This window comes from Citrobacter sp. wls714 (genome assembly GCF_005281025.1).
GTDB lineage: Bacteria > Pseudomonadota > Gammaproteobacteria > Enterobacterales > Enterobacteriaceae > Citrobacter > Citrobacter werkmanii.
Genome location: NZ_SZWZ01000025.1, coordinates 169,940 through 182,414, shown reverse-complemented (window position 1 = coordinate 182,414; position 12,475 = coordinate 169,940). Strand labels below are relative to the sequence as shown.

Genomic DNA, 12,475 nt, shown 5'->3' with positions numbered 1-12,475 from the left:
TGCCCTTACGTTTTGCCATATAAGGTTTTGGTTTTACCGGTTGTACGCAACCGTAAATATTCAGAAACCCCAGTAAAAAAACCTGGCATATGTAATATCTGCCGCTGCACTTTTTTTGCATCGCGGCATAATTCCAGATTATTCGTCGTTGACACCCCACCCATCGAAAACTCGGACACCAGCCCGTCCAGTTTTTTGAAAGCGTAACCAGACTTGTATAATTGGGCGGCCAGCGCGTAATCGGACGATATTTTATATTGCAAATCATAGCGCCAGACATTCAGTCCTGAGAGCGGAAAAAAGATGGCCTGATGACTGGCGGGCAGGCTGTGATAAATATACCAACCCGGCTTTGCCCGGCGCTTAATTTTGTTGCCATTGCCAAAATCCAGCAACGCGTCGCCGATCACCATGGCTTTATCGCTCTGCGTTTTTAGCTGGCGGATAAACTGGGCCGCGTCGGCATGCAGAATATCGCCGGAATTGAGGAACAGTGCAAACCGCCCGCGCGCCATCGCAATGCCTTTGTTCATCGCATCATAAATGCCGTTATCCGGCTCACTGACAAACCGTAACCGGTGCTCTCCACCGAGTCCTTCAAGAAACGCCGACGTACCGTCAGAGGAGCCCCCATCGACAACAATCCACTCAAAACTGATATCGCCTGCCTGCGCCAGCTGTGCCAGCGAGGCGTAAGTTTTGACGATCCCTTCCAGATTGCGAAAGGCGACGGTAATAATACTGAGCAGCATGTGATTTACCTCGCGATATTCAGCGCCTTGCGCAAAATAAACGGACATACAATTAAAAAAGCGTATTCCGGACTAAATACTGACCCTGTAAAAAACAGCGACAGCGGCGTAAAAAGATAAAGCTGCACCCGAAAATTCTGATTATCACCAAAAGCAGTGATCATCATCTTGATAACTTTCCCCATGTACCACAGGGTTAATATCACGGCGAACCATGAAAAATAAATAATCAGCAGATACAAACCATTGTCTATCGTTTTACCCACATCCGCACCGTTAAAAATTCCGAATGACGCGACATATTCATAAAGCGAACCGAATCTTACTACACCATCAACATGCATTAGCGAATAACCGACCATTACTAACGGACCTACGATTCGATAATACGATGATGAACCCTCGGTTCCTAAATCTCCAAGGCGCGTTGCGATGTACGGAAACGCGAATATCACACCGACTAAAAACACGCTTAATGAGATTATCGCCAGCGGCAACTTCTTTTTTATCGCATCCTTATTCAGGTACTGGAACGCCCACTCCAGGAGATAAAACAAAATAAACGTCATTACCCCTGAAAACGATCCTGATAATATTATCCCTGCCAGAATCATAGCATCGGACTTAGGCGTTTTGATACCAAACTGTTTGATACTGAGCCAAATTGAGATTAACGCCAGAGCGAAGAATGCCGGTTCGAAATAAAGTGCGGTGGTGCGTTTTCCGCCAAACTTAATAAAGTTCAGAACATAGCTGTTACTGTAAATAAGATATTTCGAAATAACTTCCATTAAACTGCTACCGCCGCTGAGAATGATCTGTGCCATTTCAACTGCCGCTAACCCCACTACCAGCCCAACGACCAGCCAGAAAAAGCGCAGGATCTTAATGTAGTTATGCGGCGAAATGGTTTTGAAGCGAATGCTCCACACCATGCCAATAATCACCACGGTATAGACAAACAGCATCGCGGACGTGACGTACTTACTGGCATCCAGCGATTGACCGAACAGGTAGTTAAACGCCGTCAATCCTCCCCCCACGCCCAGCGCTATCATTAATTTTTTAATATTGATGCGCTCGACAAACAGCAACAGCAGAACGGGCAAGAATGTGACAATCGTTATCGGGAAGCTCTCGCCAAGCTGGGCAAGTTTGACGTTAACCAGCAGATAAAGCAGCGGTAGCAGCAGATAGCTACAGATTCTGATAGAACGAGACATATTCCTCCAGCATCTGTTGCCCACTGTATGCCACCCGGCTGCGCTGGCTGAACTCGGCAAGCGACGTGTCGAATACCGCCTGCGCGATGTCTGATTTTTTCAGTTGTACCAGCCGCAGTACATCCGCTTCACTGAACGTTTTACCGCCCGCTTTCGCCAGCACCTCCCGTGCAGCCTCGCTGTGCGTAGCAATCACCGGTACGCCGATGGAAAGCGCTTCGCACAGAATCAGCGGGTAATTATCAACGCGGGAGCTGAACACCAGTCCATCCATCTCGTTAAGCGCATTCATCAACGTTCGCTTATCGCTTTCGAAGCCATGATTGATAACGTTATCGCCAACAAAGGGCGAAAATTTGCCGAAGGTATGCAGCTCAATTTTTTCTCCCAACGCCATCAACTCCTGCACCAGCTGCTGATTGGTTTTACCGTCATAGCGCAGGTCATGAGCCACTACAGCGATTTTCGGTCTGCCGTGTGGCTCATATTTGGCGGGCAGGTCGGCAAGAATGGCTTCGGTTGCCACATCAATACCGTTGTTAATAATGCGGCAGCGCCCCACGCCATACAGGCTGTTGAACGCGTCGGCCACATGCTGGCTGGGAGAGATAAACTGGCAGCCAAGCGCTAACATGTCGCGAAACATCTGCCGTTTTCCGGGCAATTGCTGATGGGCTTTGTCAATTTTTACCGGCGGATAGTTACTCAGCGTCGGGCATTTCTGGCAGCCCGTTTTCCAGCTTTCGCAACCATCGGTGAAAGCACAGCGTCCGGTCACGCTCCAGTGATCATGCAACGTCCAGACAAAGGTGATGTCCGGTTTATGCGCCTTCACCTTTTGGCAAAAGGCCACCACCTCTTCCAGATTCAACCAGTAGCTGTGCAGCACATGAAAATGCAGCACCAGCGGGCCGGAAGTGCGGGTCACCGTACGGTATAAATTATTGAGATTGCCGAACAGATCGCGGTTAGCGAAACGAAATAGCGCAATATTCGCCACCGATGTCAGACGCGGCGTATGTTTGATAACATGCGGATAATCCCTGTGGCTGGCGCTTTTCTTGCCGCCTTTGCCATAGCCGTACACAAAGCGCGACGACAGTCCTTTCTCCAGCGCGCGAAGATGCAGATCTAAGGCTACGCCTGCCGCTCCACCTTCTGCGAGTCGCACATTAAATTGTAAGATATTCATTTTGTTACCTTCACTCGTGCTTTCTCGCCCACCACCAGCGTGTTGTCAGGGATGCTATCCACCACCACGCTCCCGGCGCCAATGGTCACGTTATCGCCGATAGCGACATTGCCGAGCACAGTGACGTTAGCCCCCAGCTCGACACCGTTACCGATGACCGGACAGGACAGATCTTTGCCGCCAGGATTGCCAATGGTGACACCGTGGCGCAGGGTTAAATCGTCCCCCGCCACCACGTGTTTATTGATCACCACGCCATAACCATGATGGATGGTCAAACGACGACCGATAGATGCAGCGGCCTGAATTTCATAGCCAAACAGGCATTCAGTGATCAGGCGATACAGCACCAGCACCGGCGCAGCCCACAGGTTGTTCACGATATTTTTTTTACGCCAGACGGAGCAAAAATGGGCAATCCGATAGGCCACTACCATGCAGCAGGGGCGCAGACTCCAGCCGTTCGCGCGTAAATCTTCCAGCATACTTAGCGTCCTCGCAGTCCGTCGGCCAGACGCTTACTGTTGCGAATCGAAAGCAACGTCAGCAGCGTGCGCCAGTTCATTCGTTTATTGCGGATCTGGTAGAGCGTAAACAGCTGATATTTCTTACTCGCCCGGTCAAATTTACCTTTGTGCTTACGATAGAACTGAAAGTAGCCGGAGAATTTATGCGGTGATGAGGTAATGCGCATCTCACCGTGGTTCACATGCAGGATCTGCGTCGCCTCTTTGACCTTCCACGGTTTGCCGTACGCCACCACCATCCTGAGGAAAATGTCGTAATCCTGCGCGGCTTTCAGTGTGGTATCGAACAGGCATGCTTTAAAACGCCATGCCCATGTAAACACCTGATTACCAATAATATTTCGCTTATAAAACTTTCGTCTGGAGTAAACTGACTTCGGATAGAGCGGCAGACTGGTTGGTTGCGAATACACTTCGCCTTCGCAAACATAATCATTGGCGTACAGAAACGCGTGCGTGACCAGTTGATGACGATGCTGCAGAAACACGCTCAGGCGATTCGGCGTCCATTCATCATCATCATCAATACCCGTAATATATTGCCCACTGGCCTGCATGATGGCCTGATTGCGCACCGCACAGGCCCCGGCATTCGTCGCGTTATGCGTATAGCACACGCGTGGGTCGTTGAGTTCCTCAACGAACTGCTGCAATTGCTCATACGAGGAAGAACAGTCATCAACAATGATCATCTCCCAGTGAGGATAGTCCTGGCGCAACACCGATTTAATCGCCCGAATGGCCAGCTGTTGGCGATTCCAGGTTGGCATATAAATTGAAATTAGTGGGTTTTCTGTCGTCATTTTCGTTTCCCAAATAAAGTTGCCTGATGGCGCTACGCTTATCAGGCCAACATTCGATATGCGTTGCTGTTCGTTATCTATTTCGAATCCGACGTGTATTCGTATTCGTAATAACCGTAATCCTGATACCCACTGGCACGGCGGAAGATAGAGTTCAGGATCACCCCCTTCACCTGAATGCCGTTTTGCTCAAACCGGCTCAGGCTGGTTTCCACCTCTTTCAACGTATTAACCGCATAACGTGCCACCATCAACGTGGTGCCGACATGACGGCCAACAATCGCCGCATCGGTCACCGCCAGTATTGGCGGGGTATCTATCAGCACCAAGTCATAGTGCTCGCTGGCCCACGTAATCAGTTCGCCAAAGCGTTCACTCATCAGAAGCTCTGAAGGGTTAGGAGGGATTTGTCCGCGAGGGATCAGATCAAAATTCGCAATAGAGGTCGGTTTCGCGCAGGAGGTAATATCTCCCTTACCGACGAGGAGCTCGGACAGACCGTTGACGTTATTGGTCCCCAGCAGTTCGTGGGTATAGCCTTTGCGCATGTCGCAGTCGATCAACAGCACGCGTTTATGAGTCTGGCTAATGACCGCCGCCAGGTTAGCGCAGACAAATGTTTTACCTATCGACGGGCTGACGCCGGTCAGCATCAACACGTTGTTGCGCGCCTGCATCATGGCGAAGTGCAAACTGGTACGCAGGCTGCGGACCGCTTCTATGGCGAGATCCGTTGGATTCCCCACCGCCAGTAACTGGCTTTGTTTGTAGCGCTTCACACCTTTAATGGTCTGAACGTTATCACGCGCTTTTTGCCATTCTGAAAGCGGGATGCTGGCATACACGCTGATGCCATGCTCTTCCAGCGCCTGCGGGCTTTCAATACCGCGATTAAACAGGGAACGCAGCAATACGCCCACCACTGAAAGCATCAAACCAAGAATAATGCTACCGAGAATAATCAACGCCTTTTTCGGCTTCAGCACGCCTGGCTGGGCAATCGCGGGATCGACGATGCGTACATCTCCGACCGTACTCGCCTCGGTGATCTTCAGTTCCTGTTGCTTATTTAACAGCTGCATATAGACCTGCTGACCGGACTCCACATCGCGGGTCAGCCGGACAATTTCCTGCTGCGTTTTCGGCATTGCAGTAACACGTCCGTTCAGCTTGCTTTTCTCATCTTCCAGCGCCTGGCGTTTTTCCAGCAACGTGCGATACGCCGGGTGCGCTTTGGTGAATAACTTGGAGATTTCCGCTTCTTTAAAGGTCAGTTCGTTGAGCTGTGCATCGATATTTACCATGGAGTCCAGCACCGCTTTAGCTTCCAGCGGCAAATCCACGGAGTCTTTATCCTGGCGGAAGGCATTCAGCTTGTTTTCAGCAACGTCCAGACGGTTACGCACCTCAGGCAACTGTTTTGCCAGAAACGCCAGACTTTTAGCGGCCTCTTCTGACTTACGTTCGACGTTTTGTTGCAGATAGTTGCGGGTAATACTGTCGAGGATCTGGCGGATTTGTTCGCGGTCTTCGCCGGTAAAAGTCAGGCTCAATACGCCAGTATCTTTGCCGGTTTCTGTCACCATCAGGTTATTTTGCAGGGTGTTAATCATGCCCAGTGTGGAAAATTTGCTGACGGTAAATTGGCTCTCAGGACTGGCATGAATCGCCTCAACCAGCATCGTCACGCCACCGTGATTCAACAATTGCCCAACCTGACCACGGGCGCTAAATCCCCCATCACTGACTAATTGATAACTTTTGTCGTTCAGCACGCTTAGCGTAAAGGTCTGTTCCTTCATCGCCTTTGGCAGAGTAAAGGTGGTGACATTAACGGTTTCATTCTGGCGCCCCATCAACCGATCCCAGCCGGCGCCAAAAATCGGAAATGTATCTTTCGTCACCGCGATATCCAGATTGAGATCGTCTACCGTTTTTCCCAGTACCAGCCGTGACTGAATGAGCTGAATTTCCGCTTCCGAGGCCGGCGGTTTATTCGACAACGCCGAGCCAATATCCTGTACCAGCGAATTCCCGGTATTTTGCTCAATTTGCACCAGCGCATCCGCACTGTAGATCGGCGTGGCAAACAGCGTGTAAACCGCCGCACACACGGCAAAAGCTGCGGTAATGCCGAGCACCCACCAGCGAGCCTCCACCACCGTCCCTACCAGACGACCAATATCGATTTCATCATTGCCCGTAACCGGCGCGGCAGACTGTTTTACTTTTTCTGTCATTGTTTTCCCTGCTCCGCGTTCAATGCCTGAGCCCATTGGCGGGCAGACCGTTCAAGTAATGTGTACACCGCGTCAAACGCATCCCGACTTTTACGGTACGGGTCGGGAATTTCGCGTTCGCTGTCCCAGTGACCAAAGAGCATCACTTTGCCGCGCATCTCCGGCACCATTTCACACAGGGCTGAGATATGGCGTTTTTCCATGGTCAGGATCAGGTCATACTCCCGGCACATGCGTCCCGAGATCTGCCGGGCACAATGATTTTCCAGTGACAGGTTGTGCGCCTGCGCGACGCTGATAGCACAGGGATCCGCACCTTTACCCACCAGCGCCCCGAGACCCGCAGAAGAGACCGTCAATGCCGGATGAAACTTCCTTAACAAGCGTTCCGCCGTTGGGGAACGGCAAATGTTCCCCACACAGACAACTAATATTTTGTTAAACATGACGATTACCAGTTGTGAAGGTCGCTGGCCGTGTCCGTCATATAGCGAACACCGCTAATGGTCGGCAGCAACTGATTGATCAAACGGTTCCAGCGGGCAACCGGTGCGGTCGTGACATACACCACATCGTAAGGCTGGAGTCGGAATGACGTCGCCATCACCAGCGAAGTCGCATCGGACATATCAAGCTGATAGATATTCGCGATCTTGCCGTTGTTCCCGCTTTCGCCTTTCAACGGACGAATAACGAAAATGCCGCTGGCGTTGGAGGTAGTCAGATCGATACCTTCCGCATTGCCAAGCGCTTCAGTGAGCGTCATACCGCTGAAGTCCATTTTGAGGGTGCTCTGCTTTTTCACTTCCCCCATCACGAAGACTTTCAAATCGTCATTACGCGGAACAAACAGAATGTCGCCAGGATAGAGCAGACGGTTCTGGCTCAGATCGCCATTTTGCATCAGCGCTTGCAGTGAAATACGTTGCTCCTGCCCTTTGTGAGTCAGTACAACATTGCGCCAGTCAGCCGCCTCGGTGAGACCGCCTGCGGCGTTAATGGCATCAAGAATGGTAAGCGGTACGTTGGTGATGGCCTGCTGGCCAGATTTGTTCACCTGCCCGGAGACATAAGCCTTCTGCGAGCGGAAAGCGGCGATATTAACGTCCACCTGCGGGTCAGCGATGTACTTCGCTAAGCGCCCGGTAATATCACTACGAATTTCGGCTAACGTTTTTCCCACCACGCTGACTTTGCCAATATAGGGGTAAAACATGGTGCCATCCGGCTGCACCCAGTTGCCGGTATCGCTTGAGCTACGATACTGCCCGGCCGGGGTTGTAAGTTCAGGATGATCCCAGACGGTCACATTCAGGACATCGCCCGGACCGACCCGATACTGATATCCTGCAATCTCCTGCTCCAGCGACATGTTAGGCTGCGCAACATTAGGACGAGGACGTAATTGCTCGACCAGTCGCGGGGTCAGTGGATAAACATTCACCATCCGGTTGATATCAAAATCAGCGTCCTGCTGTTTAATCACATCTTTGCCCATCGTAGACATATTGCTGCCCGGAAGCACGGTACAACCGTTTATCAAGATTACCGATACCAGGACTGGTATCAATTTAAGTTTGGAGTTCATCATTGATTATTTATCACTTTGGCAGAGTAATTATCACGTGCGTTCTAAATAGCGGCTTCGCCTGTACACATTTACCTTGCCGTTAATTGAAAAGGAATTTAACTGGCATCAATCCTAAAAATAATGGATTCATCTGCGGTCTCTTGACAGAATAATTCAGGCTTGTTTTCAGGTGGCCAGACACGCTACCGCCCCTGGCTTCATTAGCTACCAATGCACTGATTAATTTAAATTTTTATTTTCTCCTTTATTTTCATCACATTCAGAACAGCAACGCATCGGGAATAACGTCACTGGTTGATGAGGAAATATTTATCTTTTGATTATTACCGGAAGAATTGTTGCAGCTAAGTGAATAGCAGGCAAGATAACAAGCCTCCGCTCACTTGCTTTTAAGAATAATATTAAGGCTATAATTTATATATTTTTAGGATTTTATCGATATTGACAGCATTGCTAAATAAATACACCACCTGCGATATTTCCTAAATATAATTAGCTAAAGAAAATTATTTCCTGTAGTTACATTACGGCTATTTCCCGCTGGCATCCTGATATAACCACCAGAGAAATCCCTTTCCGGCATTGCATTTTCCGCCAGTTTTACCCATGATCGAATTGTGACAATTGTCATACAACTATGGGTATAGCACTTACTATGGAATGGATTGCCGATCCGTCAATCTGGGCCGGACTCGTCACGCTAATCGTGATCGAACTTGTTCTTGGCATTGATAATCTTGTTTTTATTGCCATCCTCGCGGAGAAACTTCCTCCTGCCCAGCGGGATAAGGCGCGTATTACCGGGCTCCTGCTGGCAATGGTCATGCGACTGCTGCTGCTGGCATCAATATCCTGGCTGGTGACGCTGACTACGCCACTGTTCAGCATTCGCGGCCTCAGTTTCAGCGCGCGTGATCTGATCATGCTGTTCGGCGGTTTCTTCCTGTTGTTTAAAGCCACAATGGAGCTAAATGAACGGCTGGAAGGAAAAGACAGCGACAATCCCACCCAGCGTAAAGGCGCTAAGTTCTGGGGGGTGGTCGCGCAAATAGTGGTGCTGGACGCCATATTCTCTCTGGATTCAGTCATTACAGCCGTCGGGATGGTCGATCACCTGGCGGTGATGATGGCGGCGGTGATTATTGCCATCAGCCTGATGGTGCTCGCCAGCAAGTCGTTGACTCGCTTTGTCAACAGCCACCCAACCATCGTTATTCTGTGCCTGAGCTTCCTGCTGATGATTGGTTTCAGCCTGGTCGCCGAAGGGTTCGGTTTCCACATCCCGAAAGGTTATCTGTACGCCGCTATCGGCTTCTCGGTCATGATCGAAGCCTTGAACCAGCTGGCAATCTTTAACCGTCGTCGCTTCCTGTCAGCCAATCATACCTTGCGCCAGCGCACCGCCGAGGCGGTGATGAGGTTGCTGAGCGGTCAAAAAGAAGATGCCGAACTGGATGCCGAAACCGCTGCTATGCTGGCGGATCACCAGGAAGGACAGATTTTTGCGCCTCAGGAACGGCGGATGATTGAGCGCGTACTGAATCTAAATCAGCGTACCGTCAGCAGCATCATGACCTCACGCCACGACATTGAACACGTCGATCTCAACGCACCCGAAGCAGAAATTCGCGCTTTACTGGAAAAAAACCAGCATACGCGTCTGGTCGTTACCGGGGAAGACGAGCAGGAAGAACTGCTGGGCGTAGTGCATGTCATCGATCTGCTGCAGCAGTCTCTGCGCGGTGAGCCGCTCGACTTACGCGTTCTGATTCGTCAGCCGCTGGTGTTCCCGGAAACGCTGCCGCTGCTTCCGGCGCTGGAGCAGTTCCGTAATGCCCGCACGCACTTCGCTTTTATTGCTGATGAATTTGGTTCTGTAGAAGGGATCGTGACGCTCAGTGACGTGATGGAAACCATCGCCGGTAATCTGCCAAATGAAGTAGAAGAGATTGATGCCCGCCATGATATCCAGAAAAATGCCGATGGTTCGTGGACGGCTAACGGTCACATGCCGCTGGAAGATCTGGTGCAGTACGTCCCTATTCCGTTAGATGAAAAACGTGAATATCACACCATTGCCGGGCTTTTGATGGAATATTTACAGCGTATTCCGAAAACCGGAGAGGAAGTTCAGGTTGGTGACTACCGACTAAAAACCTTGCAGGTGGAAAACCATCGCGTGCAAAAAGTCCAGTTGATACCGCTACACGGTGAAGAAGAGATGGATTACGAGGTGTAAATCACCCGCCGGATGGCGCATCAGTCGCCATCCGGCAATTTGAATCAGAGTTTATCCAGCAACTTCTTAACATCTTTACCGTTGCGGGAGTCTTTATTGCGATCGGCCCAATCGTTCAGACGACGTTTCGCTTCATCCTGCAGATGCTTACGCAACAGCTGATCAACCTGCAAGTTATAGTTCAGCGCCTGCCACTGGCCATAAACCCTGAGAGGAACCGGCGTGGCTTTCAGGAACTTAATCAGCTTGCTTTCGCCATCCCAGCCGCCCAGCACGCGAATGTTAAACTGCGTGTCGCAATTCTGCTTCACCAGATCCAACGTCCCCTTGCCCGTCAGCGCAAGCATCGCAGACTCACCGGCCATATTATCCAGCGTAAGCTCGCCGTTATCCAGCGTCAGATCGGTTACAAAGCGATCCAGTCGGGTGACGTTATCCAGGTTTTGCTGTGATTTAACATCACCGCCGCTGCGTTCTACGGCTTGTTGTATCATCTGCTGGAAGTTCATCCCTTCCATTCGCGTATCGCTCATTTCGACATGGGCCTGGCCTTGCCAGCTATGACGAAACGCCTGGGCGTCAATATCTGAACCGGAAAAATCTCCCGCCAGTGACAGCTTGCCGGTCAGCGCGATGGGGTAGTTGAAGGCTTTCAGGATTGTGCCAATTTCTACACCTTCCAGTCGCGGATGAAAGACTGCTCGCGGCTCATCTTTTCTGGCGTCCAACGTACCGGGAAGCGAAACATGTCCACCGTCATTTTTCCCTTCCAGTTGCACGACCTTCAGTAAGCCGAACTGGTTATCTATTTTTGCCGAGACATTCTCAAACGCCATTTTACGCCACAATACCTTGTCAGCCTGTAACGTGATGTCTGCCGAGAATCCCTTGAGTCCCTGGTAAGAGACAGCATCAACCTGCGAAGCAATGACGGGACGCGCCAGCGTCGCCTGACCCTGGCCTTGCTGCACCTCACCGTTTGTCGCTGCCACGGCATCGCGTTGCACAATCAGATTGTCCAGATTGAGCTGACCAAATTTCAGGTCGACGAGCCATTCGGGTTTATCTAACAACGACACCTGGGCTTGCCCGGCGAGAGAGCTGTCGTTAGCGGTCAAATGAATCTGGCTAAACGCGAGCTGTTTTTTCTCTTCCAGCCACTGCGCCTGAAGTTGCCCCTCACCTTTAATTCCCTGCGACGGCAAATCGGCCCCCTGCAGTTGCCAGCTTAACTGCTCAATATTAGCGGATAAATTATGCGGGTAGTCGGAGGCATCGACGGTGCCGTTTAAGGATAACGCAAGGTCACGCTGATCGCGGTTCACGCGCCCGGAGAAATCAAACGTACCGCGGTGTTGGCTATCCTGTTCCATCTCCAGACGAATATCGCGAACCGTAACCTGCTCGTCGTCTTCATGCTGGAATACCAGAACGCTGTCGGCCACGCGCAGACTGGCGATATCAAACGACCATCCTTTGTCTTCCGCCAGATCGGGCAACGTATTGTCTTTGGGAGCAACGGGCGCATCTTGTCCACGCACCGCCTCAGTTTGCGGGGTCAGTTGAATCACAGCCCCCTTGAGCATCACCTGCTTCACGCTGAGCTGATGACTCAACAACGGCCACAACGCGACGTCGAGACGCATATTGTCGGCACGAATCAGGGGTTCACTGGCGCCTTCAGCGGTTAACACCATGCGTCCCGAGAGGATGCTCAGCTGAGGCCATACGTGCCAACGCAGAGGACCATCCAACTGCAGCTGATATCCGCTACGCACAGCAACCTGCTTGACCATATACGCACGGAAATCATTCGGATTCACCAACAGTACTAACGCAGAAAAACCGGCCACCAGCACGACCAGAAGGATCATCAGCGTCGTCAGAAATCGTCTCATGCTATCCCCA

At 51.0% G+C, this 12,475-nt stretch carries 10 protein-coding genes; 1 reads left to right on the top strand and 9 read right to left on the bottom strand.

All coding sequences use genetic code 11. The features are described 5' to 3' along the window. Positions 1-5: 5 nt before the first annotated feature. The 8 genes from wcaE to FDX11_RS03695 form a co-directional block, all read right to left on the bottom strand. Positions 6-752, bottom strand: coding sequence for a colanic acid biosynthesis glycosyltransferase WcaE (wcaE, locus tag FDX11_RS03730; protein ID WP_137397507.1), 747 nt, complete (start codon positions 750-752; stop codon positions 6-8). 5 nt (positions 753-757) lie between these two features. Further along, a complete protein-coding gene (gene wcaD / locus FDX11_RS03725; protein WP_042307457.1) occupies positions 758-1,975 on the bottom strand; it encodes a colanic acid polymerase WcaD in 1,218 nt (405 codons plus the stop codon). Next, positions 1,950-3,167 carry a colanic acid biosynthesis glycosyltransferase WcaC gene (gene wcaC / locus FDX11_RS03720; RefSeq protein WP_042307454.1) on the bottom strand — a complete coding sequence of 406 codons (1,218 nt, stop codon included), beginning with the start codon at positions 3,165-3,167 and terminating at the stop codon, positions 1,950-1,952. Before wcaC ends, wcaD begins: the two co-directional genes overlap by 26 nt. Then, positions 3,164-3,652 carry a colanic acid biosynthesis acetyltransferase WcaB gene (gene wcaB / locus FDX11_RS03715; RefSeq protein ID WP_061382024.1) on the bottom strand — a complete coding sequence of 163 codons (489 nt, stop codon included), beginning with the start codon at positions 3,650-3,652 and terminating at the stop codon, positions 3,164-3,166. The genes wcaC and wcaB overlap by 4 nt, the downstream gene beginning before the upstream one ends. A gap of 2 nt (positions 3,653-3,654) precedes the next feature. Beyond that, positions 3,655-4,497, bottom strand: a complete 843-nt coding sequence (wcaA, locus tag FDX11_RS03710; protein WP_137397506.1) for a colanic acid biosynthesis glycosyltransferase WcaA — start codon at positions 4,495-4,497, stop codon at positions 3,655-3,657. A gap of 77 nt (positions 4,498-4,574) precedes the next feature. Next, positions 4,575-6,737 (bottom strand): tyrosine-protein kinase Wzc, encoded by a 2,163-nt coding sequence (gene wzc / locus FDX11_RS03705; RefSeq protein ID WP_137360830.1) that lies wholly within the window; start codon positions 6,735-6,737, stop codon positions 4,575-4,577. After that, complete coding sequence (wzb, locus tag FDX11_RS03700; protein ID WP_137360829.1) at positions 6,734-7,183, bottom strand: low molecular weight protein-tyrosine-phosphatase Wzb; 450 nt, start codon at positions 7,181-7,183, stop codon at positions 6,734-6,736. The genes wzc and wzb overlap by 4 nt, the downstream gene beginning before the upstream one ends. A 5-nt stretch (positions 7,184-7,188) precedes the next feature. Beyond that, positions 7,189-8,328: a polysaccharide export protein gene (locus FDX11_RS03695; RefSeq protein ID WP_042307444.1), complete on the bottom strand. Its 1,140-nt coding sequence runs from the start codon at positions 8,326-8,328 to the stop codon at positions 7,189-7,191. A 655-nt stretch (positions 8,329-8,983) separates the two neighbouring features. Here FDX11_RS03695 and FDX11_RS03690 point away from each other — a divergent pair. After that, on the top strand, positions 8,984-10,567 hold the full coding sequence (locus FDX11_RS03690) for a TerC family protein (RefSeq protein ID WP_042307443.1): 1,584 nt from the start codon (positions 8,984-8,986) through the stop codon (positions 10,565-10,567). 44 nt (positions 10,568-10,611) lie between these two features. Here the strand turns inward: FDX11_RS03690 and asmA are convergent, their stop codons facing one another. Continuing rightward, positions 10,612-12,465 carry an outer membrane assembly protein AsmA gene (gene asmA / locus FDX11_RS03685; protein WP_042307441.1) on the bottom strand — a complete coding sequence of 618 codons (1,854 nt, stop codon included), beginning with the start codon at positions 12,463-12,465 and terminating at the stop codon, positions 10,612-10,614. Positions 12,466-12,475: the final 10 nt, after the last annotated feature.

Excerpts from the sequence above, each read along its gene's own strand:
- wcaE (WP_137397507.1), bottom strand. The coding sequence starts at position 752 with ATGCTGCTCAGTATTATTACCGTCGCCTTTCGCAATCTGGAAGGGATC.
- wcaD (WP_042307457.1), bottom strand. The coding sequence starts at position 1,975 with ATGTCTCGTTCTATCAGAATCTGTAGCTATCTGCTGCTACCGCTGCTT.
- wcaC (WP_042307454.1), bottom strand. The coding sequence starts at position 3,167 with ATGAATATCTTACAATTTAATGTGCGACTCGCAGAAGGTGGAGCGGCA.
- wcaB (WP_061382024.1), bottom strand. The coding sequence starts at position 3,652 with ATGCTGGAAGATTTACGCGCGAACGGCTGGAGTCTGCGCCCCTGCTGC.
- wcaA (WP_137397506.1), bottom strand. The coding sequence starts at position 4,497 with ATGACGACAGAAAACCCACTAATTTCAATTTATATGCCAACCTGGAAT.
- wzc (WP_137360830.1), bottom strand. The coding sequence starts at position 6,737 with ATGACAGAAAAAGTAAAACAGTCTGCCGCGCCGGTTACGGGCAATGAT.
- wzb (WP_137360829.1), bottom strand. The coding sequence starts at position 7,183 with ATGTTTAACAAAATATTAGTTGTCTGTGTGGGGAACATTTGCCGTTCC.
- FDX11_RS03695 (WP_042307444.1), bottom strand. The coding sequence starts at position 8,328 with ATGATGAACTCCAAACTTAAATTGATACCAGTCCTGGTATCGGTAATC.
- FDX11_RS03690 (WP_042307443.1), top strand. The coding sequence starts at position 8,984 with ATGGAATGGATTGCCGATCCGTCAATCTGGGCCGGACTCGTCACGCTA.
- asmA (WP_042307441.1), bottom strand. The coding sequence starts at position 12,465 with ATGAGACGATTTCTGACGACGCTGATGATCCTTCTGGTCGTGCTGGTG.